This window comes from Actinokineospora auranticolor (genome assembly GCF_002934265.1).
GTDB lineage: Bacteria > Actinomycetota > Actinomycetes > Mycobacteriales > Pseudonocardiaceae > Actinokineospora > Actinokineospora auranticolor.
In genome coordinates, this window is sequence record NZ_PTIX01000001.1 from 491,788 (window position 1) to 516,836 (window position 25,049).

A 25,049-nucleotide genomic window follows, 5' to 3' on the forward strand; every position below is an offset into this window, starting at 1 on the left:
CGAAACCGGTTCGGAGGAACCATGGGTACATCCAGGAGGCGCTCGCTGTCGCGGCTCACCGCCGCGATCGCCGTGCTGGGCACCGTGCTCAGCAGCGCCCAATTCGTCTCCGCGCAGGCGGCGGACACCCCGGTGGTCACCGGCGGCCCGGGCGGGTCGCGCACGGTCACGCTGATCACCGGCGACCGCGTGGACGTCGACGCCATGGGCAACCGGTCCATACGCCCCGGCCCGAACCGCGAGCGGACCCAGTTCTCCGTCTCCGAGCGCGACGGCCACCACTTCGTCATCCCGGTCGACGCGCTGCGCCCGATCGCCGACGGCAGGCTCGACGAGCGGCTGTTCGACATCGACACCCTGCTCGCCGACAACTACGACGACGCGCACACCGCCACCCTGCCGCTGATCGTCACCTACCAGCCCGGACTCGCCCCGGTCGCGCTCGCGGGCGCGCGCCCCACCGCGACCCTGGCCGCCGTCAACGGTGCCGCCGTCGCGGCGAACCGCGACGGCTCGGCGTGGCAGTCCGTGCGCGACCCCGGTGTGCGCAAGGTCTGGCTCGACGGCGTGCGCAAACCGATGCTGGACAAGAGCGCCGCGCAGATCGGCGCCCCGACCGCCTGGCAGGCCGGGTACACCGGCGACGGCGTCAAGGTGGCCGTACTCGACAGCGGCATCGACCAGACCCACCCCGACCTCGCGGGCCGGGTCGACGCGGCCAAGGTGTTCTCCGACGCGCCCGACGGCGTCGACCGGCTCGGCCACGGCACCCACCTGGCGTCGATCATCGGCGGCAACAACGCCAAGTACCGGGGCATCGCCTCCGGCGCCCGGCTGCTCGACGGCAAGATCTTCGACGACTCCGGGGCGGCCCGCGACTCGTGGATCATCGCGGGCATGCAGTGGGCCGCCGAGCAGGGCGCGAAGGTGGTCAACCTCAGCCTCGGCCGCGACGACCTGCCCGAGTCCGACCCGCTGGAGGACGCGGTCAACGCGCTCTCGGCCCAGCACGGCACGCTGTTCGTGGTGGCCGCGGGCAACGCGGGCCCCACCGCGGGCACGGTCGACTCGCCCGGCAGCGCCGACGCGGCGCTGACCGTGGGCGCGGTGGACCGCGCGGACAAGATCACCTCGTTCTCCGGCCGCGGGCCGCGCGTCGGCGACGGCGGCGTGAAGCCGGACATCACCGCGCCCGGCTTGGCCATCGTCGCGGCGCGCTCCTCGGCCTCGCCCGGCGACGGGCCGTACGTGGCCGACTTCGGCACCTCGATGGCTGCCGCGCACGTCGCGGGCGCCGCGGCGCTGCTGGCCCAGCAGCACCCGGACTGGTCCGGCGAGCAGCTCAAGGACGTGCTGATGGCCAGCGCGAAGCCGGGCCAGTCGCAGACCATCTTCCAGGAGGGCACCGGCCGGGTCGACGCGGCCGCGGCCATCACCCAGACCCTGTCGACCTCGCCCGCGTCGGCGCACCTCGGCGTCGAGCGGCTGCCGGACACGGGCGGGCAGACCTTCACCAAGACCGTGACCTACCGCAACACCGGCACGGCGGAGCAGTCCCTCGACCTCAAGGTCGTCCTCCTCGCGCCGGACGGCAAACTGTCCACTGCGGTCTCCGCATCCCCCGCGAAGCTCGTGGTCCCCGCGGGCGGCACGGCGACAGCGACCTACGCGGCCGACGTGAAACTGGCCAACCAGCAGGGGCTCTACGCGGGCATGGTCATCGCCACCGGCACGGGCGCCGCGGTGCGCACGCCGATCGTCTTCGGGCGCTCGGAGCAGACCTACGAGGTCAAGGTGACCCAGATCGGGCTCGACGGCGGCCCCGCGGTCGACAGCTACGCCCGGTTCGTCACGCACGCGGCGGGCGCCCGCCAGTACCAGATCCCGGCGTCCAACCGGCTGCGGCTGCCCAAGGGCGAGTACTCGATCGACGCGCTGCTGGTGGGGGACAACCTGAGCTGGTTGTTCCAGCCGACGTTCACCGTCACCGGCGACACCGAGGTCGTGATCGACTACCGCAGGACCAAGCCGCTGAAGATCACCCCGCCGACCAAGGCGCGCAGCACCTTCGCCGACGTCGCCCTGACCTACGGCGACTTCGCGACCGGCCTCGCGGCCACGGACATCACCCGAACCGCGACCGCGGGCGTGGGCGCGCCCGTGCCCGGGACCGCGCTGACCACCAAGGTGCAGACCCAGTGGCTGGGTGACAACGGTGAGTTCTACGGCTTGGCCTACTTCGGTCACGGTGCCCTGCCGACCGGGTTCACCAAGCACCCGTCCAAACGAGACCTGGCGCACGTGCGGGCCGACCTCCGCTCGACGGCCGCCGGTCGGCTGGGCATGCGCGGCGCGTTCCCGTACCCGACCGAGGGCAGCGTGCTGGACTCCAACGCGGGCTACGAGACGGCCGCGCTGCCCCGGGTCCGCGACGAGTACTACACGACCGAGGCCGACGGCGCGCAGTGGACGACCCAGCTCGTCCAGCTGGGGCAGGGCACCACCGCGGACAGCACGGTGCTGAGCCCGGTCCGGCGCTACCGGGCGGGCCGCGACTACACGGAGGTCTACAACCAGGGCGTGTTCGGCCCGGTGTTCCCGCCGATGCCCAAGGGCCAGGCGTTCCTCAGCCGGACCAAGGAGACGATCCGCGCGTCGATGTCGCTGTTCGGCGACGGTGGCGGCAACGCGGGCGACGCCGCCCCGGCGAGCCGGATCACCACGCTGTACAAGGGTGACGCGAAGATCGGCGACTGGACCGACCCGGCGCCCGCGGTGTTCACCGTGCCCGCCGAGGAAGGGGACTACAAGCTGGTCGCCGACTCGACCCGCGCCCCCGGCACGGCCGACACCTCGACCCGCGTGACCGCGACGTGGACGTTCCACTCCGGCCACACCGACACCCTCCAGCCGCTGCCCATCTCCACGCTGCGGGTGCTCGCGGGGCTGGACAAGGACAACGCCGCGCGCAAGGGCAAGACGTTCCCGGTCCGGTTCGCCCTCCAGGCGCAGGGCGACACGGACACCCGGAGCCCGCGCTCGCTCACGGTCGAGGTGTCCTACGACAGCGGCAAGACCTGGCAGAAGGCGCCCGTCTTCGGCAGCACCGCCGTGCTGTCGCACCCGGACGCGGTGGGCACGGTCTCGGTGCGCGCCAAGTCCGCGGACCGCTCGGGCCAGTCCGTGGAGCTGACGATCATCGACGCCTACAAGCTCCGCTGACCGACGCCCCCGGGGCGGCCCACCCGCGGCCGCCCCGGAGGCGCCCACTTGTCCGCCAGGTGGTTCCGGATCTCCCGGTGCGGGAACCGCACGGCGCTGCCCGAGACCCGCAGCACCAGGTGCGAGCGCGCCCAGTCGAGGAACGCGAGGTAGTCGCGGGGCCCGCGCCCGGTGGCCGCCATCGCGCGGAACAGGGCCCGGTACTGCAAGGTGGGGAAACCGCCGAAGACGAACCAGCAGCACGCCCCGGCGCTGATCGCGAGCGTGAGCGCGTAGGCAGCGGTCGCCGCCAGGCCCCAGGTCGGCACCATCAGCGCCGTGCGGCCGACGGCGATCACCGGGCCGATCGTCAGCGCGCTGATCCAGGCCACCCGCGCGGACCGCCGCAACCGCGCTCCCGGCGGCGCGCCCGCCCGGTTCGGCCTGCCTTCCGCCTCGATCGTGGTCGCGAGGAGCGCGGGCAGGTTCCCCAGGGTCAGCGCGACGCCGGAGAGCAGGGCGCTGTCCGCGACGGCCAACTCCGCGAGGAGCCCGGGGAGCAGCAGCACGACCGCCACGGTGCTGGTCATCATGGCCAGGACGGCGGTGACCCACCGCCACCGCACCCGCCACGTCAGCCGGATGGTGTCCCCGGTCCCGAGGTAGTTCGACCGGACGCTCCACACCGTCATCCCCAGCACCGGCGCGAGGTGGAGCAGCGTCACCTCCGGCAAGATCGGCGCGACGAGCACGGTGACCACCGCCCCGGCGCCCAACCCGAGGAGGAGCGCCGCAGTGACGACGACCCGTAGCCCCGGCCGCCGGTGGAGGCCGTACGGCAGCACGTCGCGCAGCCAGTTCCCCGGCACCCGGTCGACGTAGAACTCGTGCGCGTCGTGCGACCGCATCCACCACGCCAGCCAGGCCAGCCACCGCCGCGCGTCCGCCGCGGTCCACCCCTTCGGCGGACCGCCGCGCCGGGAGATCATCGAGTCGACGTAGCGGCCGAGGATGTGCCCGCGCCTGCGCTTGGCCGAGCCGGAGACCAGTACCGGCTCGTCCGGTGCCGTGGCGGCGAGGTGCGCGATGACCCCCAGCATCAGGGGCTCCCGCGCCAGGTCCCACCACTTGGTGTCCCGCGCGGACACCTCGGCGGCGGTGTCGCCCGCGCGTGTGCCGACGATGCGGAAGTAGTCACGCGCCGCGTCGAGTTCGGGTCGCACCACGCGCACCGCGTAGGTGAACGCGCCCGGGACCGCCAGGCCGGTGAAGTCGTCGGTCCGGCAGCTCAGCACGACCGGAACCGGTCCCGCGTCGAGGAACCGGTCCAGCTCGTGGAGGAACCCGGCCCGCTCGTCGCCCGCCTCGTCGAGGCCGTCGACGAGCAGCACCACCGCGCGCTCGGCCACCCACTGGGCGGCCTTGCGGGGCGGGACGCCGGGGTAGGCGTCGACGATCGCCTCGACCAGCCACCGCTCGAACGAACCGCCCCGCCACGCCCCCGGCGTGACCAGCACCGGCACCACCGGGTCGTCCCGCTCGGCCTGTTCCCGGCACAGGTGGACGCACAGCCGGGTCATGAGCGTGCTCTTGCCGCCGCCGCCGTTGCCCAGCAGCAGCAACGCGCGCCCGGTCGTCTCGTAGACCTCCACGATGTCGGTGTGGTCGCGGGCGGGTGGGGGCCGCTTGCCCGGCGCGGCCAACTCCGGTGCGCAGCGCAGGGTCAGCAGCAGGGGAGGGACGGTGGCGAAGGTCTGCGCCAGCGCGCTCTCGGTGGCCGCGAGCACGCGGGACACGGCCTGCCGCCGCGCCGTCCGCTTCCGCTCCGGGGACTCCGCGCTGATCCACTTGTGCACGCCGGGGTGATCGCCGGGCCGGGCGGCGGCGCTACGGGCCTACCGCGGTCGGCCCGGGGTCCTCGGGGTGCCGGTCCCCGTCTTGCACTGGGCCTTGGAACCGACGACGACCGCCCCGCCGGAGCGGGAACGTTGGAAGCGGACCCACGCGTCACCCGGGGCCGGGGCGGCCGAGCGCGGGCGCAGGACGTTCACCGAAGCACCCCCGCATTCGGCCTTGGCGAAAACGGCAGCGTAGCGGTTGGTCGCGTTGTCGAGTTGGCGGATAGTGAAACCGAGCCGGTAGCAGACATCGTCATCGGGGTCGACGATGCCCATTCCGCCGTCGTTGTCGTAAAAGGTGAAAGTTCCTCTCGCGGCGCTCGCGGGTGGGGTGATCATGACCGCGGACAAGGTGGTGGCGATGGCCACCGCCAGGAGTCGGGTCGTGGTGCGCATGGAGTCCGCCTTCCGCATAGCTCTCCGGTTTTTGATTCTGCTCGCCCCCGGCCTATCGCGCCGGGGGTGATCATCCGTCGACGCCATGGTGCTGCCGATGGGGCGGCGCGGCACGCCCGAAGGGGCAACGAGCCGTAGTACCACTCATTCGTGTGGACCTGGCGCGGGCAATGGGCTGTTAATCTCCAGTCGTTTCTGTCCGCTGTGGAATACTCCGATTGCGAGAAGACAGTGAGATCTCTCTTGCGCAATTCCCTGGCGATTTTCACCACGCTGGTCGCGGTGGGCGCCGCGACCGCCGCCCCCGCCGCGGCCCAGCCCGTGGGCGCGCGGGGGCTGCTCGACAGCTGCGCCGCTCTGCGCGCGGTGCTGCCCGGCGCGCCCGACGGCAACTACATCCTCGCCGGGAACCGGTACCTGCTCGGCGTCTACTGCCACGACATGGCGGGCACCCCGCGCGAATACCTGAACCTGTCCAACACCGGGGCCTCGGCCAACTTCTCCCAGTACACCGCGGGCGGCGCCGCGCCCGGCACCAACGTGCGCTCGTCGTTCACCAAGCTGCGGGTCAACCCGAAGACCCTCGAGGTGGACATCAACGACCTGACCTTCGCCGCCTCCAGCGGCTCGCTCACCCACGGCAGCGAGACCGTGCGGAGCCTGCCCTACGGCGTCGGCATGGCCTGTGCCGGGAACGGCACCAGCGGCATCGGCAACGTCGACCTGCGCGGTACCGCGTTCGCGCTGAACAGCGGGTTCCAGCCCGGCGGCTTCCAGCCGTTCGGCACCGCGACGGTCAGCCCGGACGGCCAGGTGGCGGCCCTGTCCGGCGGCGGCTACTGCGGCTGGATCGCCGGACCCGGCGCGTACAACCCGTTCAACCCGACGGGTGCCAACTACAGCCTCAAGCTCAAGTGCACCTGGGACGGCGTCTTCCGGCCCCAGCCGTGTCTCGACCTGGGTCTCGGCCTGAGCTGAGCCCGGTCGACCCGAACCGGTGGTCCCGGGGCGCGCCGGGGCCACCGGTTTACCCCCGCCGACGATGCGGGTACCTCATCGACGCGACGTGGAGGGGGACCCGGATGGTCGGCACCGACGCCCGGACCATGGGCGTGGAAGAGGAGTTCCTGCTGGTCGAGCCCGCGACGGGGGCTACCGTGCCCGCCGTCGCGCGGGTGCTCGCGGAGGCCGCCGGGCGGTCGCTGCCCTCGGGCGCCATCGTGCAGCGTGAGCTGCGCGCGTCCCAGGTGGAGACCGCGACCGGGGTGTGCGCCACGGCGGGGGAGCTGCGGTCCCAGCTCGCCGCCCTGCGGCAGGCGCTGGCCGAGGTGGCGCGGCGGGCGGGGGTGGTGGCCGTGCCGATGGGCACGCCGCCACTCACACGGGACACGACGACTGACCCGATCGGGGGACCCCGCTTTGCGCGCATCGACGGCGCGTACGCGGGGGTGACCCGCGACTACGAGGCCTGCGGGCTGCACGTCCACGTCGGCGTGCCGGACAAGGACACCGCGGTCGCGGTCGTCAACCACGTCAACCGGTGGTTGCCGACCCTGCTGGCGCTGTCGGTGAACTCCCCGCTGCACGGCGGCCGCGACACCGGGTACGGCAGCTGGCGGGTGGTGCAGCAGTCCCGGTTCCCCGGCTCCGGCCTGGCGCCGTACGCCGCCGACCACCAGGCCTGGCAGGCCGAGGTCGCGCGCCTGGTGGACTACGGCGTACTGGCCGACGAGGACCAGTCGTTCTGGTACGCGCGCCCCGCGCCCCGCCTGCCGACCGTGGAGTTCCGCATCGCCGACACCGCCGCCACCGTCGACGACGCGCTCCTGCAGGCCCTGCTGAGCCGCGCCCTGGTCCGCACCGCCCTCGCCGACCTCGAACGCGGCCGCGAGGCCGCCGCGATCCCACCGTCCGACGCCCAGGCCGCCGTGTGGGCGGCCAGCCGGTACGGTCCCCGAGGCCAAGCCGTCGACCTGGGCAACCGCGTCCCCGCGTCGGCCGTGGTCCTCCTGCACGGCCTCCTCCTCCACACCCGCGACGCGCTGGCCGACACCGGCGACACCGACGAGGTCCGGGCGCTGCTGAGCGGCCAGCCCCGGACCGGTGCCCAGCTCCAGCGCGACCTGGCCAAGGTCGTCGGCGTGGCGGGCGTCCCACGGCGGATGGCGTTGTCGGTGGGCAGAGGACTGGAACCCTCGATCGCCGGGTATGCGGGTGGGGTGACTCAGGAGGGCCCATGACCACCACGCTCGACCGCCCCACCCTGCCCGCCCCGCGCGGCGAGATCTCCGACGCCGTGTCCACCGCGCTGCGCGGCGGGCGCCTGGGAACGCCGTCCCCGGCGGCGGACCCGCTGGGTGACGACGCCCAGCTGGCGCTGCACGTCTGCTACGAACTGCACTACCGGGGCTTCGCGGGTGTCGACCCCGCCTGGGAGTGGGACCCGTCCCTGCTGCGGCTACGCGCCGAACTGGAGCGCGGATTCCTGGACGCCCTGCGGGCGCGGGTGGCCGGTGGCTCCGATGTGGACGGTGAATTGTCGGGCCTGCTGGTGGAAGAGGTACCCGGGGACGGCGTCAGCCACTACCTGCGCGACGAGGCGCGGTGGTGGCAGATGCGGGAGTACTTCGCGCACCGGTCGATCTACCACCTCAAGGAGGCCGACCCGCACGCGTGGGTCATCCCGCGCCTGTCCGGCCGCCCCAAGGCGGCGCTGGTGGCCGTGGAGTTCGACGAGTTCGGTGGTGGACGCGAGGACCGCGTGCACGCCCGCCTGTTCGCCGACCTGCTCACCGCCGCCGGGATGTCGGCGGCGTACCTGGGCTACCTGGAGCACGTGCCCGCCCACGCCCTCGCCACGGTCAACATGATGTCGCTGTTCGGGCTGCACCGGCGGTGGCGGGGCGCGCTGGTCGGCCACTTCACCGCGGCCGAGATCACCACCGGCCCGAGCGCGGCCCGGATGGACCAGGCGCTGACCCGGCTGGGCGCGTCCGCACCGTGCAACCGGTTCTACACCGAGCACATCGAGGCGGACGCCGTGCACGAGCAGGTGATGCGCAAGGACGTGGTCGGCGGTCTGCTCGAACAGGAACCCGACCTCGCCGCGGACGTCGTCTTCGGCATCCAGGCGACGGAACTGCTCGAACAGGACCTCGCCGACCACCTGCTCACCCACTGGCGCGCGGGCGAGTCGACTTTGCGCGAGCCGTTGTGACGCCCGGATCTCAGTCCGCGCGCACCTTGCGGCGGTGGCTGGTGTCACACAGCGGGTAGCGCTTGCTGCGCCGGCACGCGCAGATCGCCACCATGAACCGGTCGTCGCGCACGGTGCTGCCGTCGGGCAGCACCAGGTCGACCGGACCCTCCACGAGGATGGGACCGGCGGGTTCGATGACGACCCGGCGCGTCTCAGGCCCGGGAGGCACGGACCACCACCAAGTCCTCGTGGCGCGTGCCGGGCTCGATGAGGCCCGCGTGCTCAAGAGACCGCGCGCGGGCCCGCATCACCGGGCCGAACGGCACCCGCTGCCGCGCCACCACGTCGCCGCGCAGACCACCGGAGCGCAGCCGGTCCAGTGTCGCGTCCACTCCCGACACGGCGGAGTGGACGAGCAGCATGGTGCCCGTCTCGGTGAGCAGTCCCGGCGCGGCGTCGCACAGGGGGTCGAGGAGGGAGCGGCCGTCGAACCCCGCGTCCCAGCGCGGGTCGCGGTCGACGCGCGCGGGCACGTACGGGGGATTGGCGAGGACGAGGTCGAACCGCCGGTTCGCCATGTCGAGGAAGGACATCCGGTGCACCTGGACCGGAAGGCGGTGCCACCAGGCGTTCGCCTTGGCCGACCACACGGCCGACCGGGAGATGTCCACCGCCGTGACCGCCCCCGCGCCCACGGTCGCCGCGGCCAGGGCGAGCGCGCCGGTACCGGTGCAGAGGTCCAGCACCCGCGTGCCGAACGGCGCCGGGTAGTCGGCGGCGACCGACGCGAGCAGCCTGGTGTCCTCCTGCGGTCGGTAGACCCCTGGCAGCCGGAACAGCACTCGGGGTACCCGGTGCCCCCCGCTCGCAACCACACCAACGGGTTCCCTAGTGGTGGTCATGGCCCGCCCTCCCAATCCAAGTCGGACCGTGGATACCCACTCCGCCGACCCGAAACCACAGCGGACGCACAGCCACCACTTCGAAAACACCCAGGTGCGCTGCCGATGCTCAGAGCGACCACCAGGGAGGAACCATGAACGACGACACCCGGCCCACCCCGGCCGACGAGCCCACCGCGCAGCCCACCCCGGCTGCGCCGCAAGCACCCCAGCCCGCCACCGCGCACGAGGCGCGGCCCGCCGGTCCCCGCGACTGGGCACCGCCCGCGCGGACCCGGAAGCGGCTGTCGTTGCGCGACCTCGCCGTCGCGGGTGTGGCCGCGGCGCTGCTGCTGGTCGGCGGTATCGGCGGGTTCGCCATCGGCCACGGGACCTCCGGGCCCGGCCGCCCCGAGATGACCTCGTCGGACGGCCGCGGCGGCGGTGACAACGACCGCGGCGGTTCCCGGGGTGACGACCGGTTCACCATCCCCGAGCAGGGCGGGCGTCGCGGCACCGCGCCCGAGCAGGGTTCCCGGTCCGGGGACAGCGGGAGGTGAGTGGGCGCGTGGTCCCGGCCGTCGTGGCGACCGGGACCACGCCCGGGTTCAGGCCAGGCCCGCCAGGTACGCGGTCAGCGCCCGCCGGTACGGCTCGACGGTGGTGAGGTCCGCGTACTCCTCCGGGCCGTGCTGGCCGTCGCCGCCGACGCCGAAGATCACCGCGTCCACGCCGCGCTGGTGGTAGAAGCGGGAGTCGGCGGCGCCGTGCTTGCGCAGCGGGTCGCCCGAGTACCCCTGGGCGCGGGCCGCGGCGCGGAGCGCGCGCACGTCCGCGCTCGCCGGGTCGGCGCGGTGCGGCGGCTCCACGCCGTCGACCTCCACCGGCACCCCGGCCAGCCCGCTCAGGTGCGCCGCCACCTCCTCGGCCGTGCGATCCGCGAAGTCGGTGTCCTCGGCCGGGTACCGGACGTCCAGCCAGACCGTGGCCTCGGCGGGGACCTGGTTCACCGCGGACGAGCCGCTGTCGATCCGCGCGACGTTCACCGTCGTGCGCCAAGCCTCCTCGGTGGCCACCGGGTAGGCGGCCAGCATCCGGTCCACCGCGCGCACGGCCTTGAGCACCGCGTTCTCGCCCAGCCACTGGTACGCGCTGTGCGCGCCGCGGCCCCTGACCCGCAGCCGAGCCGTCAGCAGCCCCTTGGACTCGGTCACCAGCCGCAGGGCGCTGTGCTCGCCGATGACGACGAAATCGGTGGCGACCCCCTGCTCCAGTTGGTGCCGCGTCCCGTCCCGACCGCCCACTTCCTCGTCCGTCACCAACTGGAGGCCAACCGCCGCCGACCCCGCGAACTCCCGGAACACCTGGGCCATCACCAGCGCGGACAGCTTCATGTCCTGCGCACCGCGGGCGTACAACCGGTCCCCGACCAGTCGCGGCCGGAACTGGTCGTCGTTGCCCGGCACCACGTCGAGGTGCCCGTTGAGCACCACCCGGAACCGCGGCCGCCGAACACCCCGGTACACCAGCGCGCTCGGCTTCCCGTTCGACTCGAACCGCTCCACGGTGCACCCGGGGCCCGCCTCGGCCAGCGTGAAGTCCAGTGCCCGGGCCAGGTCGACGGGCCGATCGGCCGTCGACCGGATCGCCAACAACTCCTCCGCCACCGCCAGGAACCCCGCCACCGGCCACTCCCTTCCCGCGCGCCCTCGACCGACATCGTGTCAGGCCCTCGCACACCAGAGGCTTCCGGCCCGGGGATTTCCTTGTCCCGGTGGGGCATTCATCGCGGACCGCATGGTCCAATCGCGTGACTTCGGTGCGCGGCAACGGATCCCGGTGTAATGCCGGTGGTCCAGACCGCGATTCCCCCGGTGGACCGAGCTCGCCGGACACGCGTGGATCGGATGGTCGGATGACGGACATGGCCCACCCGGAGGACACCGACACCGGGGCGGCGGTGACCGTCGCGCTGGCCGGGGTGGCCAGGGCCGCGATCGCCGCGGCGGCACCCGGTGAACTCGACTACTTCGACCTGGTGGCCGTCTCGTGGCACGACGGCGGGCGGCGCGGCGTGGCGGGCGCCGCCGCCGGGACGGTCGGGTCCGGTGCCGGTCCCGTGGTCTTCAGCGACGTCGTCTTCCCGCTGCTCACCGGCGCCGTCGCCCAGGTCGTCGGCGCGGCCGCGTTCGCCGGGCTGCGCAAGCGCCGGTGGTGGCGCCGCCGCCGGGAACCGGCCGCGGTGGCGATCCGGCTCGACCAGGTGGCCGCCGTGCGCGCGGCCTGCGTCGCGCACGGGATGACGCTCGGGCTCTCGGAGTCGGAGGCCACCCTGCTGGCCGACGCGATCAACGGTGCCCTGCGCGCCGCCGCGGGCGGGCAACCGGAATGAGTGCCGGGCGGGAGCCCACCGCGTCCCCGCGCCCCGCCGCCGCCCCGGACCGGGTGTGGTGGGTGTACGCCATGATCGTCCTGGCGGCCGCCGCGACGGGTCTCGGGGCCGCGGGCGCGTTCGCCACCACGCTCGGCTTCGGCGGACCCACCCGCGCCGTGGTCGACTGCTTCGCCGCGCGGGGCTTCTCGGTCGCCGACGAGGCGGGCTTCCCCGGGGCGGTCGGCGAGGCCGTCGCCGGGGCCTGCGGCAACGACATCGAGCCCGCCCGGCTGCGGATGCTCCTCGCCGGTGTCTTCGTCCTGCCGGTCGTCGCGCTGCTGCTCATGACCGCGAGCGGCCTGCTCGTCCGGTGGCAGCTGCGCCCGTCCCGGGTCGCCGTGCCCGCCGCGGTGCGGGAGGGGCTGACCGCGCGGTTCGCCGAGCTGTGCGACAGCCAGGGCCTGACCGGCCGCCACCGCCCGCTGCTCGTGGTCGCGCCACCCACCACCGGGGTCCGGGACGCGTTCACCACCGCCCTGCCCGGTACCCGGCACCGGGTGGTGGTCCCGCTCGGGCTCGCCCACGCCGACCGCGCCGCGTTCGACACCGTGGTCCTGCACGAGATCGGGCACGTCCGGGCCCGGGACGTGCGGTGGGCCTCGGCGGCCTGGTGGGTCGGCTGGCTCGTGGTGCCCGCGCTGCTCGTCGGCCTGCTGCCCGTGCTCGGGCTCCCCGCCACGGCGCTGGAGCTGTTCGGCCTGTCCCTGCTCACCGCCGTGGTCGGCGCCGTCGCGCTGCTGGTGCTGCGCGCGGCCCTGCTGCGCAGGCGCGAGCTGGCCGCCGACCGCTACGCCGTCGAGGCCACCGCCGACCCGACCCGGCTGGCCGCCCTGCTGCGGTCGCGGCGGGCGCCCACCGGTCTCCGGCGGCTGTTCGGCCACCACCCGGCACCGGCGCGCCGCCTCGGGCCGGACCCGGTGCGGCGGTGGGGCGGGTTCGTGCTCGCCGCCGCGGTCGGCGTGGTGTCGATGGCGACCACCCAGTCCCTGTACGTGCTGGCCGTGAGCGTGAACGCGGCGGACCGGACGAGCTGGCAGTCCGACCTCGGGGTGGTCGTGGGCGCCTTCGTCTGGGCCTCGGTGACCGTGCCCGCGTGGACGCGGCGGGTCGCCGCGGGCGCCCCCGGCTGGCCCGGTACCTGCGCGGGGGCGGTGGTCGGGCTCGTCGCCGGGTACTTCCTGCCGATCCCCGGCCTGCCGTACGTCGTGCCCGACCTGTACGGGTCGTACGTGGTCCCGTTGGTCGTCGCGCTCGTCGTCGGCGCGCTCGCGGTGTCCGTGTTGACCGCGGCACTCGCGACCCGGCTGGCTGTCCCCGCGCCGAGTGGGCCGCGGGATGTCCTCAGTAGACTCGGGGCGGTACTGGCCGTAGCCGTGACCCTTGCCCTGATGTGGAACGCGACCACCTCGGGGGTGCTGGGGCTGCACATCACGGGCGACCTGCTCGGCGTGCGCACCGGGAACATCCGGAGCCACCTCACGACCGCTGGGTTCACCCGGCTGTTCGACTACGGACCGGCCTTGCTGGTACTGGGTTTGGTGCTCGTGCTCGTCCGGGGGCGCAGGCCGTGGATCGGGTGGACGACCGCGCTCATCACCGGCGTCACGGCCGTGCTGGGTGCCGCGATCGCGACCCTGTCCTGGGAGTTGCGCGTCCAGGAAGGGCTTTCGACCGCGCGGATGAACTTCCTGCTGTACCAGCGGTGGTGGATCTGCGGTATCGCCGGGCTGGTCGCCGTCATCGGGGTCGCCCTCGCCCGGCGGCGGGTGCTGCGCGAGTTGCCCGTCGCTGTCCTGTGTGGACTTGTCAGTGCGGCGGTCGCGGGTGGCGCGCAGCACCTGCTCGTGCTCAACCTCAGCGGTTACGGCAAGCACGCCTATGTCCTGGACCACGTGATGCGTGGCCCGCTGTGGCCGACACTGGTCGCCGCCGTGGTGGCGCTCCCGCTGCTCCTGCCCGTCGCGGCCGCCCTGGCGCGGTGGGTTTCCCGGCGTGGACCGGTGTTCCTCGCGGTCGGCGTCGCCGCGCTGGTGGTCGTGCTCACCGGGCTCCTCCTCGACGGCAGGCTCTCCCGGGTCACCATCAGCGAGGGGGACGGCGAGGTGAGCATGGCGGAGTTGTTCCTCGCCAAGCAGTCGTCGAGCGCCGCGCCGTACACCGTCGCCAACAGCACGGCGCCGCCGACCTCCACACCGGCCGAGGCGCCGCACGGCCGCGTCCTGGACCAGGCCGGGATCGTCGCTGTGCTGGACCGGGTGCCCGCGATGTTGCCCGGCGGGGCGAAACCCGCCGACAAACCGGACTCCGGGCACACCACGGTCACCCCCGCGTCGTGCGACGCCGAGCTGGTGAAGTACGACGCGGTCAAGGACACCTTGCCGCACACCGGGGATCTCGCGCGCGCGTATGAAGTCCCCGCCGCGTCGACGCTCACCGGCATCACCGTGCTCGTCGAACTGACCTCCTACGCCGCCGAGCCGCGGCCGCTGACCGCACTCGACGCCCAGCTCGCCGCCTGCTCCCGCTTCACCATGCCCAGGAAGTCGCCGAGGGGCGGCACGCTCGACGTCCGGATGGCGCCCCAGCGGCCCACGGGCATCCGCTACCCCGCCAACGGGTATTCCCTGGCGGTGCCCAGCAGCCAGGGGAAGACGCGTTTCACCGTCATCCAGCAGCAGCGCGTCGCGGTCGTCGGCCACAACGAGGTCGTGGTCGCCGTCAACTACGCCTACGTGAACCCGCCGCCGCAGGCCACGCTCGACCTGATCGACCGCGTGCTGACCGGCACCGTGAACGGGGTGATCGAGGCCATCTGATCGGCCGGTCCACAGTGGTGTTCCCGTGCTACCTTGGGTTCCGGCCGCCTCGGCGGCCCCGGACGAGCGCGTCGTACCCGGTTACGCCAAGACGACGCAGTGATGTGGTCGACCATTGCTGCGGAGGTTGTCATGGCTTGGGTTGTGCTCGTGGTCTCGGGTCTGTTCGAGACGGTGTGGGCGGTGGCACTCGGTGCCTCGCGGGGGTTTTCCCGGTTGGTGCCGTCGGTGGTGTTCGCCGTCGCGCTGGTGGTGAGCATGTCGGGACTCGCGTACGCGCTGCGCGCGGTGCCGGTGGGCACCGGGTACGCGGTGTGGGTCGGCATCGGCGCGGTCGGCACCGCCGTCTACGGCATGGTCGCGCTGGCCGAACCGGTCGCGGTGGGCCGGGTGCTCTGCCTGGTGCTGATCGTCGCGGGCGTCGTCGGGCTGAAGGTGTTGCACTGAGCGGGAATCGCCCGCTCGATCGTGAAGGTTCTTCGCGCCGCGGTGGACAATTGCTCGACAGCGGCACTTCCGCGCTTTCGCCCGCTGGACCGGCGTAGTGGCGTGTGCCAAGGTTGGGGTCGGCGGTGGGAGGCGGATGCTGGTGTCCTGGCGGTCAGCTCAGCCGCCGTGGGCGGGGGCACGGGGGCGGTCGTGGGCGGTGCGCGACCGCGCGGTCCGGGTGTCGTACGCGGCGTTCCTGCGGATCCCCGACGACGGTTGCTATGTGTTGGTCCACAACCGTTCCCGCCCCGGGGCCTACGGTCCGCCGGGCGGGGTGTTCAAGTTCTTCGAACCCGGCGCTCGGGTGCTGGACCAGCTGGGCTTCCGCCCGGAACGCCCGGCGGCGCGCGGCGCGGGCACCCGGTCGGACGTGCGGGGCCTGCTGCCGCGCCGGTCGCTGCGGGGGTTCCGGGCGTGGTTCGACAGCGGGACCTACCGCGAGGACGCTGTCGAGTGCCTGAACCGGGAGCTCGGCGAGGCGCTGGCCGAGTCGGGGTTCGCGCACGTGGCGTCCGACCTCGGCGGGTCCGCGTTCCGGCCGGTGCGCACGGTCGTCGAGGGGCCGTACGCGGTGCCCGGGGTGTCGTGGTGGCAGGTCCGCCGCTTCGAGATCCACGAGCTGGTCGCGACGACGGCCGCGGCGGCCCGGCTGCGGCACCGGGTGTTGGAACTGGCCGCCGACCCGGCGGTGCCTTCGGTGATCGGAGCCACCACCGAGGACATCATCCACGGCCGCTGCGGACCGGCCCTGGTCGCGCCGCCCACCGCGTACCTGATCGGCGACCGCAGGCTGCACCCGGACCTACCCCCGCTGCGGTGATCGACCCGCGCCGGGGTGTTAGCTTGCCGCCATGGCGGATCAAGCACAGGGCGCGGTGCTGGTGGAGCGGGTGATCGAGGCGGTCCGGGTGAACCCCACCCGCTCGATGCTGAGCTACGCGCGCGAACCGTGGGTCGAGGGCACCCCCACCCCGATGTCGGCGGAGGCGCTGGCGGCGGCCCGGTTCCCGTCCGGGCGCCCGCTGTCCCCGAGCCTGAAGGCGTGGCTCGCCTACGACACCAGCCTGCTGGCCCGCCACGGCTGGTTCGCCGCCGACGGCACCTTCGCCCCGCGCCCCATCGACCGGTTGGTCGGTGCCGAGTTCGGCGACCCGTGGGCACCCGAGTTCGCGCCGCTGAACGACGCGCTGCCCGAGGTGTTCCTGCTCCCCGGTGGCTCCGACTCGCGCCGCGTGCTGGCCGTCGGCGAACCCGACGACCTCGGCGAGTACCCGATCCTCGCGCTGGACTTCGACGACCTGCCGTACCTGGGGCTCATGTACCCGGGTTTCGACGTCTACCTGGCGCACACCGCGGGCCTGCTCGACATCAACTTCGAGACCTACACCGACCTGACCGAGGACGACGCCTACCACTCCCGGTTCAAGCAGCACGCCGCGCACTACCTCAACGGCGAGCGCGAGACCCAGTTCCCGTTCCCCTGGTCCTGATGCTCCTGAGCGGCTATCCGCCCAGGTCGAGCAGCAGGTCGTCGAGCGCCCGCACCGCGCTGTCGGCCGCGTTCACCGACCCGCCGCACGAACTCGCCGACCGCAGCACCCGGTCGACGGCCACCGCGTGGGTCAGGGTCGGGCCGTCCGCCGCCGCGCACACCCCGGTCCCGCCTTCGGGTAGCCGCGACGCCGCGACCGCCGACCTCAGGTCCAGCAGGCGCGGTTCCGGCAACGTGCCCGTCCACATCTCCGAGGTGGTGCGGATGCGCCGCCACCGGCCGCCCGCGTCGACCGCCAGCAACTCCCCGCACGGCTCGCCCTGGCACAGTCCGCCGTTGACGCGCACCGAGGCCAGGAAGCCCGTCGCGGGAGGTGGGCTTTTCGGGGTGGGAGCGGCGGTGGCGCACCCGGCGACCGCCAGCAGCAGAAACGCAACACCCATTCGCATTCCCCCCACCTCCAGCCGGAGGTCGGACAGGCGGTGGGCGGCGTTGTGCGGATCCCGGGACGTGCCCGAAACCCGCGTCGCGGTGTCAGCAGGTCGAGGAACTGGCCAACTGCTCGGGCTCGCCCGTGGACTGGTCGACGTCAACCACCACCGGCGGCTCGTTGTGCCACACGGCCACCCGCACGCGGTGTGGCCCGACCCAGTCGACGGCGAGGCTGCCGCCGAGGTCTTCGAAGACGCAGCCGAGGTCCCACTCGCGCGCCACCAAGCCGTGGCCGTGGCGCACGCGGAGGGAGTAGTTGTGGTCGAACAGCCCGCCCGCCATGCCGGGCTGGACGATCACCTCGTGGTCGCCGGTGGGCGAGGGATACCGCGCGACCACGTCGTCGTCGCCCGCGCCGGCGCCGAAAATGAAGGCCACGCCCGCCCACAGCACGGCGAACACCACCAGCACCGCGGTCGTGAACAGCCGCCAGGCCCCGCTCCGGATGGCGAGGAAACAGGTGAACGCGATCAGCAGGATGAACAGCGTGCCGAGCAGACCGGGGAGGCGCAGGTACCGGAACACCAGGAGGTGGCCGGGTTCGACCACGCTCACCACGAGCAACACCGACACCGGCACGGCACCCGAGGCGGGCCACCCCCACCACCGGCGCCGGTCGACTCGGGTCGACTCGTCCATGATCAGCCGAAGACTACGCCCGGTCCGTCCACTCGGGGAGCGCTTCGCCGCCCTGGATCCGCGGTGATCTCAGGCACCTCCCGGCGGAGTGGCCCCGCGGTGCCCGTCGGGAAAGTTCCGGGGAGGATGTCGAGACGGCGTCGGCGGCTCCGACATGGGGGTAGCGCGCCAGAGGGGCGCGGCCACGAGGAGGACTCTCGGATGAGCAAGGTGACCTGTGACATCGCGGCGTCGGTGGACGGCTACGTGGCCGGTCCGAACCAGAGCCTGGACGCGCCGCTCGGGGAGGGGGTCGAGCAGTCCCTGCACAGCTGGATGTTCGACGCGGCGGAGGACAACGCCGAGGAGATCGCCGCGATCACCGAGGCGGGTGCCTACATCATGGGGCGGAACATGTTCGGCCCGAGTCGCGACGCGTGGGACCTGGACTGGCAGGGCTGGTGGGGTGCCGAGCCGCCGTACCACGCGCCGGTGTTCGTCCTCACCCACTACGAGCGGGAGCCGTTGAAGATGGAGGGCGGCACCACGTTCCACTTCGTCACCGACGGTATCGAGGCGGCGATGGAGCGTGCCCGCGCCGCGGCGGGGGAGCGGACCGTGGCCGTCGCGGGCGGCGCGTCGACGGTCAACCAGTACCTCGCCGCGGGCCTGATCGACGAGCTGCGCCTGCACGTCGCGCCGGTGCTGCTGGGGCAGGGCGAGCGGCTGTTCGAGGGCACCGGCCGGGTGGGCCTGACGCCGGTCTCGGTGCGGCACACGCCGCTGGTCACGCACCTGACGTACGCCGTCGAGCGGGCCGCCTAGGCTGGCCGCGGAAGTTCTCGGAAAAACTTCCGGCCGTGTGTCGATCCGCGACGGTCCCCGTTCGACCTGGGGGTGTACGCGGGCCGAGCGCCGGTCCGCCAGTCGCAGAGGGAGTCACCACCATGAAGTACATGCTGATCATGCGGGCCACCGACGAGGCGTTCGCGGGCATGGTGAACATCGACTTCGGCCAGCTGCTGGAGACCATCGGCAAGTTCAACGACGAGCTGATCCGGGCGGGCGTGCTGGTCGCCGCCGAGGGCCTGGCCGACGCCGCCGAGGGTGTGGTGGTCGACTACTCGTCGGAGCCGCCGGTGGTCACCGACGGCCCGTACGGGGAGACCAAGGAGCTGTTCAACGGCTTCTACATCCTCAACGTGGCCTCCAAGGAGGAGGCCGTCGAGTGGGCCAGGCGGATGCCGGTCCTCGGCGCGGGCGCGGGCTTCAAGACCGAGATCCGCCGGGTCACCACGATCGACGAGTTCCCGCAGGACAACGAGTGGATCCAGAAGGAGCGCGCCTGGCGCGAGTCCACCGGCCAGCTCTGATCCCCCGCCCGCCGGACCGGGCCCGCGGGGGCCCGGTCGGCGCGGGTTAGGGTGGGGGCGATGGGTGAGCACAGCGGTCGCGCGGCGGTGGCCGCCGTGTGGCGGATCGAGTCGGCGCGGATCGTGGGCGCCCTGGCCCGGTACACCGGCGACTTCGCGCTGGCCGAGGACCTGGCGCAGGAGGCGTTGGCCGAGGCGCTGGTGACGTGGCCGCGCGAGGGCGTGCCGCGGGAGCCCGCCGGGTGGCTGCTGACCGTCGGCAGGCGCCGGGCGATCGACGTGTTCCGCCGTCGGTCCGCGTTGGACGACCGGTACGCCACCATGGCCCGCGACCTGGGCGAGGCCGTCGAGGAGTCGTGGGACCCCGAACGCATCGACGACGACGTGCTCGCGCTGATGTTCGTCTCGTGCCACCCGCTGCTGTCCCCCGAGGCCCGGGTCGCGCTGACGCTGCGTGTCGTCGGCGGTCTGACCAGTGACGAGATCGCGCGGGCGTTCCTCGTACCGACCGCGACCGTGCAGGCCCGCATCACCCGGGCGAAGAAGACCCTCGGCGCGGCGAACGTCGCCTTCGAGGTGCCCCCGTCCGAAGAGCGCGCGGGACGGCTGGGCTCGGTGCTCAGCGTCCTCTACGTGATCTTCACCGAGGGCTCGTCGCCGACCTCCGGCGAGTCCGCGATCCGCCTCGACCTGGCGGGCGAGGCGCAGCGGCTGGCCCGGGTGCTGGCCCGGCTGGTGCCGGACGAACCCGAGGTGCACGGCCTGCTGGCGCTGCTGGAGCTGACCGCCGCGAGGTTCCCCGCCCGGACGGACCCCGACGGCGAGCCCGTCCTGCTCGAAGATCAAGACCGCCGCCGCTGGGACCGGTCCGCCATCACCCGCGGTCGCGCGGCCCTGGCCCGCGCCGAGTCGATCGGCCGGGGGTTCGGCTACTACGGGTTGCAGGCCGCCATCGCCGAGTGCCACGCCGTGGCCCCCTCGGTCGCGGAGACGAAGTGGACGCGCGTCGTGGCGCTGTACGAGGCGCTGGGCACGCTGGCGCCGTCGCCGATCGTGGACCTCAACCGCGCTGTGGCGGTCTCCATGGCGCGGGGCCCGGCCGCCGCGCTCCCACTGGTGGACGCGCTGGCCGCCTCCGACGCGCTGGCCCGGTCGCACCTGCTCGCCGGGGTGCGCGCCGAACTGCTGATCCGGCTGGACCGGCGCGCGGAGGCCCGGGCGGCCTTGGCGGCGGCCATCGACCTGTGCGGCAACGACCGGGAACGCACGGTGCTCAACCGCAAGCTCGCCGACCTGGGCTGAACGGCCCGGCTCGGCCGGGCCGTTCACTCACCCCTTGACGCAGACGACCTGCTTGAGCTTCGTGACGATCTCCACGAGGTCGTCCTGGTTGCGGATCACGTCGTCGATGTCCTTGTACGCGCCCGGGATCTCGTCGACCACACCCGAGTCCTTGCGGCACTCGACGCCGGCCGTCTGGGCCTTGAGGTCCTCGGTGGTGAAGGTCTTCTTGGCCTTGGTGCGCGACATCCGCCGACCCGCGCCGTGCGACGCCGACTCGAACGACTCCGGGTTGCCGAGGCCGCGGACGATGTAGGAACCGGTGCCCATCGACCCCGGGATGATGCCCAGCTCACCCCGGCCCGCGCGGATGGCGCCCTTGCGGGTGACCAGGACCTCCTCCCCGAAGTGCACCTCCTCCGACACGTAGTTGTGGTGCGCCGAGATCGGGTCCTCGAAGGTGACGATCGGGAACTGGCGGCGCAGCACGTCGCACACCAGGCGGAGCATGACCCCGCGGTTGCGGCGGGCGTAGTCCTGCGCCCAGTACAGGTCGTGGCGGTACGCGGCCATCTCGGGGGTGCCCGCGAGGAACACGGCCAGGTCGCGGTCGAGCAGCTCGGTGTTGTGCGCCAGCTTGCGCGCGACCCCGATGTGGTGCTGGGCCAGCACGTTGCCGATCCCGCGCGACCCCGAGTGCAGCATCACCCAGACCTGCCCGGTCGTGTCCAGGCAGATCTCGATGAAGTGGTTGCCGCCACCCAGCGTCCCCATCTGCTGCACCGCGCGCTTGCTGTTGGCCTTCACCACCGGGGTCAGGTCGTCGAAGGCGTTCCAGAAAACCTTCCAGTCCCGCGCGTCCCGGCGCGAGAACGCCGCGTCCTTGTGCGCGCCGAAGCCCACCGGCACCGCCGCCTCGATCGCCTTGCGCAGCGGCGCCAGCGTCGCGGGCAGGTCGGCCGCGGTGAGCGACGTGCGGACCGCGGTCATACCGCACCCGATGTCGACCCCGACCGCCGCGGGCGAAACCGCATCCCGCATGGCGATGACCGAACCGACCGTGGCGCCCTTCCCGAAGTGGACGTCGGGCATGACGGCCACGTGCTTGTAGGCCCAGGGCAGGGCCGCGATGTTGTAGAGCTGCTGCATGGCAGCCCACTCGACATCCTCGGGCTTGGCCCAGAGCTGGATGTCGACGTTCTTCCCCTTGAGGGTCGTAGCTGCCATGGGGAGAAGGGTAAGCGCGAAAACCCCATCGCACGAACGCTTTTACCGGGGGGCGTGCCGATCGGTCCGAGTCGGGTGGCCACGTGCTCCCCGGCCGCGGCGGGTCGCTGCTGCCGCCAAGGCGGACTTGGGCCCGTGTCCGGGAGCAACGCCCCGCCCGCTACCTTGTTGGCACGCCACCAGGACCAGCCGCCTCCTGCTGTTGCCACGAACGGCGAACCGGCCCGGGGAAGTCCACTCGCGATAGTCGAAGTGGAGTTCCCCGGGCCGGTCGCGTGGGCCGGGCGGAACGGGGCGGTCAGAACAGGGAGGTCGCCTCGGTCAGGGTGTGGCGCAGGATCCGCTCGATCTCGTCGAACTCGGCCTGGCCGCTGATCAGCGGCGGCGCCACCTGCACCACCGGGTCGCCCCGGTCGTCCGGGCGGCAGTACAGGCCGTTGTCGAACAGGGCCTTCGGCAGGAACCCGCGGATCAGGCGCTCGCGTTCCTCGGTGGTGAAGGACTCCTTGGTGTCCTTGTCCTTCACCAGCTCCACGGCCCAGAAGTAGCCGTCCCCGCGCACGTCGCCGACGATCGGGAGGTCGAGCAGTGTGCGCATGGTGTCGCCGAAGGCACCCTCGTTGTCCAGCACCCGCCGGTTGAGGCCCTCGGTCTCGAAGATGTCGAGGTTCGCCAAGGCCGCCGCGGCGGCGACGGGGTGGCCGCCGAACGTGTAGCCGTGGGGGAACATGACCTTGTCCCGCAGGAACGGCTCCGCGACGCGGTCGGTGGTCAGCATGGCGCCGATGGGGGCGTAGCCGGAGCTCATGCCCTTGGCGCAGGTGATGATGTCGGGCACGTACCCGAACTTCTCGCACGCGAACGTGGTGCCGTGCCTGCCGAACGCGCAGATCACCTCGTCGGAGACGAGCAGGACGTCGTACTTGTCGCAGATCTCGCGCACCCGCTGGAAGTAGCCGGGCGGCGGGGTGAAGCAGCCACCCGAGTTCTGGACTGGCTCGAGTACCACCGCGGCCACGGTTTCCGGGCCCTCGAACAGGATGGCCTCTTCGATCCGGTTCGCCGCCCACAGCCCGAAGGCCACCGGGTCGTCGCCGTGCTCGGGGGCCCGGTAGATGTTGGTGTTGGGCACCCGGAAACCACCCGGGGTCAGCGGTTCGAACTGCTGCTTCATCGCGGGCAGACCCGTGATCGCGAGCGCGCCCTGCGGGGTGCCGTGGTAGGCGATCGCGCGGCTGATCACCTTGTGCTTGAGGGGGCGGCCGGTCAGCTTGAAGTACTGCTTGGCGACCTTCCACGCGCTCTCCACGGCCTCGCCGCCGCCGGTGGTGAAGAAGACCCGGTTGATGTCCCCCGGCGCCGCGGCCGCCAGCCGCTCCGCCAGCTGGACCACCGGCGGCGTCGCGTAGCCCCACACCGGGAAGTAGGCCAGGTCGGCGGCCTGCCGGGCCATCGCCTCGGCCACCTCGCGCCGACCGTGGCCCGCCTGGACGACGAACAGCCCGGACAGCCCGTCCAGCACCTTCCGGCCCCGGTCGTCCCAGATGTAGGTGCCCTCGCCCCGGGTGATGACCGGGGTGCTGCGGCCGCCCAGCCGGGTGAAGTGCGGCCACAGGTTGCCCCAACCCGCCTCGGGCAGGCCGCTCGCGGCGGTGTCGTGCTCGGTGAGCGTCATGTGCCGTCCTTCTCAATCGTTCCGGGGGAAACCGAGGTTGAGGCCGCGGTGGTTCTCGTCGGGCCAGCGGGAGGTGACGACCTTGCCGCGGGTGAAGAAGTGCACGCCCTCCGCGCCGTGCGCGTGCGTGTCGCCGAACAAGGAGTCCTTCCAGCCGCCGAAGGAGTAGTAGGCGACCGGGACCGGGATCGGCACGTTGACGCCGATCATGCCGACCTCGACCTCGTGCTGGAACTGCCGGGCCGCGCCGCCGTCGTTGGTGAAGATCGCCGTGCCGTTGCCGTACGGGTTGCCGTTGACCAGCGCCAGCGCCTCCGCGTAGGTCTCGACGCGGACCACCGACAGCACCGGGCCGAAGATCTCGTCGGTGTACACGGTCATGTCCGGGGTGACCCGGTCGAGCAGGGTCGGGCCGAGGAAGAAGCCGGAGCCGTCGGCGTCGGGCACCACCTCGCGGCCGTCCACCACGACCTCCGCTCCGGCCTCGGCGCCCGCGGCGACGTAGCCCGCCACCCGGTCGCGGTGCTCGGCGGTGACCAGCGGACCCATGTCGCAGCCGCGCCTGCCGTCGCCGGTGCGCAGGCCGCGGGCCCGCTCGGCGATGGCCGGGACCAGCCGGTCGGCGACGTCGCCGACGGCGACGACCACGCTGATCGCCATGCACCGCTCGCCCGCCGAGCCGAACCCGGCGTTGATCGCGGCGTCGGCGGTGATGTCGACGTCGGCGTCGGGCAGCACCACCATGTGGTTCTTCGCCCCGCCCAGCGCCTGCACGCGCTTGCCCGCCGCGCTCGCCCGCTGGTGCACGTACTTGGCGACCGGGGTGGAGCCGACGAACGACACCGCCTTGATCGACGGGTGCTCGAGCAGCCCGTCCACGGCCTCCTTGTCGCCCTGCAGCACGGTGAACACGCCATCGGGCAGCCCCGCGCGCTGCCACAGCCGGGCCATGAACAGCGCCGCCGACGGGTCCTTCTCGCTGGGCTTGAGCACCACGGTGTTGCCCGCCGCGATCGCGACCGGGATGAACCACAGCGGCACCATCGCGGGGAAGTTGAACGGGCTGATCACCGCGACCGGGCCCAGCGGCTGGCGGATCGAGTGCACGTCCACGTCGGTGGAGGCGTTCTCGGTGAAGCCGCCCTTGAGCAGGTGGCCGATGCCGCAGGCGAACTCCACGACCTCCAGCCCGCGCGCCACCTCGCCCGCCGCGTCGGAGAGGACCTTGCCGTGCTCGGCGGTGATGACCGCGGCCAGCTCGTCCTTCGCCTCGTCCAGCAGCTGCCGGAAGGCGAACAGGATCCGGGTGCGGCGCGAGAGCGCGGTGTCGCGCCAGCCGGGGAACGCGGCCGCTGCGGCGCCGATCGCCCGCTCGACCTCGTCCGCGCCCGCGAGCGCGACCCGCCGGGCGAGCTTCCCGGTGGCCGGGTCGAACACGTCCGCGGCGCGGCCGGACCGGCCCGGCACCTCCGCGCCGTCGATCCAGTGGCCCACGATCTCCGTGCTCATCCGCGTCCTTCCCGTAGCTCTGGCGAGTCCAGTACAGCCTCGGCGCCGCGCGGGCCCGTTGCCAGTGA

At 73.0% G+C, this 25,049-nt stretch carries 23 protein-coding genes and 1 riboswitch; of the genes, 13 read left to right on the forward strand and 10 right to left on the reverse strand.

Annotated features, from left to right (window positions below; all coding sequences use genetic code 11):
• The first annotated feature begins 21 nt into the window (after positions 1-21).
• A complete protein-coding gene (locus CLV40_RS02030; RefSeq protein WP_104476266.1) occupies positions 22-3,222 on the forward strand; it encodes a S8 family serine peptidase in 3,201 nt (1,066 codons plus the stop codon).
• Here CLV40_RS02030 and CLV40_RS02035 read toward each other — a convergent pair.
• The gene (locus CLV40_RS02035) at positions 3,207-5,057 is read right to left on the reverse strand and encodes an NACHT domain-containing protein (RefSeq protein WP_104476268.1); all 1,851 of its coding nucleotides are present in this window, start codon (positions 5,055-5,057) and stop codon (positions 3,207-3,209) included. The two genes, CLV40_RS02030 and CLV40_RS02035, sit on opposite strands and share 16 nt — an antisense overlap.
• A gap of 39 nt (positions 5,058-5,096) precedes the next feature.
• Positions 5,097-5,495 carry a hypothetical protein gene (locus CLV40_RS02040; protein ID WP_146107894.1) on the reverse strand — a complete coding sequence of 133 codons (399 nt, stop codon included), beginning with the start codon at positions 5,493-5,495 and terminating at the stop codon, positions 5,097-5,099.
• Positions 5,496-5,738: 243 nt separating this feature from the next.
• Here CLV40_RS02040 and CLV40_RS02045 point away from each other — a divergent pair, with 243 nt between their 5' ends.
• From CLV40_RS02045 to CLV40_RS02055, 3 genes are all read left to right on the forward strand, one after another.
• Positions 5,739-6,473, forward strand: coding sequence for a GON domain-containing protein (locus CLV40_RS02045; RefSeq protein WP_245930958.1), 735 nt, complete (start codon positions 5,739-5,741; stop codon positions 6,471-6,473).
• 104 nt (positions 6,474-6,577) lie between these two features.
• On the forward strand, positions 6,578-7,735 hold the full coding sequence (locus tag CLV40_RS02050; RefSeq protein ID WP_104476274.1) for a carboxylate-amine ligase: 1,158 nt from the start codon (positions 6,578-6,580) through the stop codon (positions 7,733-7,735).
• A complete protein-coding gene (locus CLV40_RS02055) occupies positions 7,732-8,712 on the forward strand; it encodes an iron-containing redox enzyme family protein (RefSeq protein ID WP_104476276.1) in 981 nt (326 codons plus the stop codon). Before CLV40_RS02050 ends, CLV40_RS02055 begins: the two co-directional genes overlap by 4 nt.
• A gap of 10 nt (positions 8,713-8,722) precedes the next feature.
• Here the strand turns inward: CLV40_RS02055 and CLV40_RS02060 are convergent, their stop codons facing one another.
• Entirely contained in the window at positions 8,723-8,923 is a 201-nt protein-coding gene (locus CLV40_RS02060) for a CDGSH iron-sulfur domain-containing protein (protein WP_104476278.1), read from the reverse strand.
• Positions 8,907-9,596, reverse strand: coding sequence for a HemK2/MTQ2 family protein methyltransferase (locus tag CLV40_RS02065; RefSeq protein ID WP_104476280.1), 690 nt, complete (start codon positions 9,594-9,596; stop codon positions 8,907-8,909). The genes CLV40_RS02060 and CLV40_RS02065 overlap by 17 nt, the downstream gene beginning before the upstream one ends.
• A gap of 134 nt (positions 9,597-9,730) precedes the next feature.
• Here CLV40_RS02065 and CLV40_RS02070 point away from each other — a divergent pair, with 134 nt between their 5' ends.
• Positions 9,731-10,135, forward strand: coding sequence for a hypothetical protein (locus CLV40_RS02070; RefSeq protein ID WP_104476282.1), 405 nt, complete (start codon positions 9,731-9,733; stop codon positions 10,133-10,135).
• Between the two features lie 48 nt (positions 10,136-10,183).
• Here CLV40_RS02070 and CLV40_RS02075 read toward each other — a convergent pair whose 3' ends face one another.
• Positions 10,184-11,260 (reverse strand): M20 family metallopeptidase, encoded by a 1,077-nt coding sequence (locus tag CLV40_RS02075; RefSeq protein ID WP_104476284.1) that lies wholly within the window; start codon positions 11,258-11,260, stop codon positions 10,184-10,186.
• A 230-nt stretch (positions 11,261-11,490) separates the two neighbouring features.
• Here CLV40_RS02075 and CLV40_RS02080 point away from each other — a divergent pair, with 230 nt between their 5' ends.
• From CLV40_RS02080 to CLV40_RS02100, 5 genes are all read left to right on the forward strand, one after another.
• Complete coding sequence (locus tag CLV40_RS02080) at positions 11,491-11,967, forward strand: hypothetical protein (RefSeq protein ID WP_104476286.1); 477 nt, start codon at positions 11,491-11,493, stop codon at positions 11,965-11,967.
• Positions 11,964-14,825: a M48 family metalloprotease gene (locus CLV40_RS02085; protein ID WP_104476287.1), complete on the forward strand. Its 2,862-nt coding sequence runs from the start codon at positions 11,964-11,966 to the stop codon at positions 14,823-14,825. The genes CLV40_RS02080 and CLV40_RS02085 overlap by 4 nt, the downstream gene beginning before the upstream one ends.
• 38 nt (positions 14,826-14,863) lie before the next feature.
• Positions 14,864-14,926: riboswitch (guanidine-III (ykkC-III) riboswitch) on the forward strand.
• 31 nt (positions 14,927-14,957) lie between these two features.
• A complete protein-coding gene (locus CLV40_RS02090; RefSeq protein ID WP_104476289.1) occupies positions 14,958-15,272 on the forward strand; it encodes an SMR family transporter in 315 nt (104 codons plus the stop codon).
• A 136-nt stretch (positions 15,273-15,408) separates the two neighbouring features.
• Complete coding sequence (locus CLV40_RS02095) at positions 15,409-16,134, forward strand: SMODS-associated NUDIX domain-containing protein (protein WP_146107895.1); 726 nt, start codon at positions 15,409-15,411, stop codon at positions 16,132-16,134.
• A gap of 31 nt (positions 16,135-16,165) precedes the next feature.
• Positions 16,166-16,804, forward strand: a complete 639-nt coding sequence (locus CLV40_RS02100) for a hypothetical protein (RefSeq protein WP_104476293.1) — start codon at positions 16,166-16,168, stop codon at positions 16,802-16,804.
• A 13-nt stretch (positions 16,805-16,817) separates the two neighbouring features.
• Here the strand turns inward: CLV40_RS02100 and CLV40_RS02105 are convergent, their stop codons facing one another.
• Both CLV40_RS02105 and CLV40_RS02110 read right to left on the reverse strand, forming a co-directional pair.
• Positions 16,818-17,249 carry a hypothetical protein gene (locus CLV40_RS02105; RefSeq protein WP_104476294.1) on the reverse strand — a complete coding sequence of 144 codons (432 nt, stop codon included), beginning with the start codon at positions 17,247-17,249 and terminating at the stop codon, positions 16,818-16,820.
• Between the two features lie 91 nt (positions 17,250-17,340).
• Positions 17,341-17,937, reverse strand: a complete 597-nt coding sequence (locus CLV40_RS02110) for a hypothetical protein (protein ID WP_104476296.1) — start codon at positions 17,935-17,937, stop codon at positions 17,341-17,343.
• A 201-nt stretch (positions 17,938-18,138) separates the two neighbouring features.
• Between CLV40_RS02110 and CLV40_RS02115 the strand changes: the two genes are divergently transcribed.
• From CLV40_RS02115 to CLV40_RS02125, 3 genes are all read left to right on the forward strand, one after another.
• On the forward strand, positions 18,139-18,741 hold the full coding sequence (locus CLV40_RS02115) for a dihydrofolate reductase family protein (RefSeq protein WP_104476298.1): 603 nt from the start codon (positions 18,139-18,141) through the stop codon (positions 18,739-18,741).
• 122 nt (positions 18,742-18,863) lie between these two features.
• Positions 18,864-19,289 carry a YciI family protein gene (locus tag CLV40_RS02120; RefSeq protein WP_104476300.1) on the forward strand — a complete coding sequence of 142 codons (426 nt, stop codon included), beginning with the start codon at positions 18,864-18,866 and terminating at the stop codon, positions 19,287-19,289.
• 60 nt (positions 19,290-19,349) lie between these two features.
• A complete protein-coding gene (locus tag CLV40_RS02125; RefSeq protein WP_104476302.1) occupies positions 19,350-20,591 on the forward strand; it encodes an RNA polymerase sigma factor in 1,242 nt (413 codons plus the stop codon).
• A 27-nt stretch (positions 20,592-20,618) separates the two neighbouring features.
• Here the strand turns inward: CLV40_RS02125 and CLV40_RS02130 are convergent, their stop codons facing one another.
• The 3 genes from CLV40_RS02130 to CLV40_RS02140 form a co-directional block, all read right to left on the reverse strand.
• Entirely contained in the window at positions 20,619-21,797 is a 1,179-nt protein-coding gene (locus tag CLV40_RS02130; RefSeq protein WP_104476304.1) for an RtcB family protein, read from the reverse strand.
• 298 nt (positions 21,798-22,095) lie between these two features.
• Positions 22,096-23,472, reverse strand: a complete 1,377-nt coding sequence (locus CLV40_RS02135; RefSeq protein ID WP_104476306.1) for an aspartate aminotransferase family protein — start codon at positions 23,470-23,472, stop codon at positions 22,096-22,098.
• A gap of 12 nt (positions 23,473-23,484) precedes the next feature.
• The gene (locus tag CLV40_RS02140; protein WP_104476308.1) at positions 23,485-24,981 is read right to left on the reverse strand and encodes a CoA-acylating methylmalonate-semialdehyde dehydrogenase; all 1,497 of its coding nucleotides are present in this window, start codon (positions 24,979-24,981) and stop codon (positions 23,485-23,487) included.
• Positions 24,982-25,049: the final 68 nt, after the last annotated feature.

What these genes read in the sequence shown, in the direction of transcription:
- CLV40_RS02135 (WP_104476306.1), bottom strand. Translation starts at nt 23,472, where the DNA reads ATGACGCTCACCGAGCACGACACCGCCGCGAGCGGCCTGCCCGAGGCG.
- CLV40_RS02120 (WP_104476300.1), top strand. Translation starts at nt 18,864, where the DNA reads ATGAAGTACATGCTGATCATGCGGGCCACCGACGAGGCGTTCGCGGGC.
- CLV40_RS02055 (WP_104476276.1), top strand. Translation starts at nt 7,732, where the DNA reads ATGACCACCACGCTCGACCGCCCCACCCTGCCCGCCCCGCGCGGCGAG.
- CLV40_RS02065 (WP_104476280.1), bottom strand. Translation starts at nt 9,596, where the DNA reads ATGACCACCACTAGGGAACCCGTTGGTGTGGTTGCGAGCGGGGGGCAC.
- CLV40_RS02070 (WP_104476282.1), top strand. Translation starts at nt 9,731, where the DNA reads ATGAACGACGACACCCGGCCCACCCCGGCCGACGAGCCCACCGCGCAG.
- CLV40_RS02050 (WP_104476274.1), top strand. Translation starts at nt 6,578, where the DNA reads ATGGTCGGCACCGACGCCCGGACCATGGGCGTGGAAGAGGAGTTCCTG.
- CLV40_RS02030 (WP_104476266.1), top strand. Translation starts at nt 22, where the DNA reads ATGGGTACATCCAGGAGGCGCTCGCTGTCGCGGCTCACCGCCGCGATC.
- CLV40_RS02090 (WP_104476289.1), top strand. Translation starts at nt 14,958, where the DNA reads ATGGCTTGGGTTGTGCTCGTGGTCTCGGGTCTGTTCGAGACGGTGTGG.
- CLV40_RS02095 (WP_146107895.1), top strand. Translation starts at nt 15,409, where the DNA reads ATGCTGGTGTCCTGGCGGTCAGCTCAGCCGCCGTGGGCGGGGGCACGG.
- CLV40_RS02105 (WP_104476294.1), bottom strand. Translation starts at nt 17,249, where the DNA reads ATGGGTGTTGCGTTTCTGCTGCTGGCGGTCGCCGGGTGCGCCACCGCC.
- CLV40_RS02110 (WP_104476296.1), bottom strand. Translation starts at nt 17,937, where the DNA reads ATGGACGAGTCGACCCGAGTCGACCGGCGCCGGTGGTGGGGGTGGCCC.
- CLV40_RS02140 (WP_104476308.1), bottom strand. Translation starts at nt 24,981, where the DNA reads ATGAGCACGGAGATCGTGGGCCACTGGATCGACGGCGCGGAGGTGCCG.
- CLV40_RS02080 (WP_104476286.1), top strand. Translation starts at nt 11,491, where the DNA reads ATGACGGACATGGCCCACCCGGAGGACACCGACACCGGGGCGGCGGTG.
- CLV40_RS02100 (WP_104476293.1), top strand. Translation starts at nt 16,166, where the DNA reads ATGGCGGATCAAGCACAGGGCGCGGTGCTGGTGGAGCGGGTGATCGAG.
- CLV40_RS02125 (WP_104476302.1), top strand. Translation starts at nt 19,350, where the DNA reads ATGGGTGAGCACAGCGGTCGCGCGGCGGTGGCCGCCGTGTGGCGGATC.
- CLV40_RS02085 (WP_104476287.1), top strand. Translation starts at nt 11,964, where the DNA reads ATGAGTGCCGGGCGGGAGCCCACCGCGTCCCCGCGCCCCGCCGCCGCC.
- CLV40_RS02115 (WP_104476298.1), top strand. Translation starts at nt 18,139, where the DNA reads ATGAGCAAGGTGACCTGTGACATCGCGGCGTCGGTGGACGGCTACGTG.
- CLV40_RS02040 (WP_146107894.1), bottom strand. Translation starts at nt 5,495, where the DNA reads ATGCGCACCACGACCCGACTCCTGGCGGTGGCCATCGCCACCACCTTG.
- CLV40_RS02130 (WP_104476304.1), bottom strand. Translation starts at nt 21,797, where the DNA reads ATGGCAGCTACGACCCTCAAGGGGAAGAACGTCGACATCCAGCTCTGG.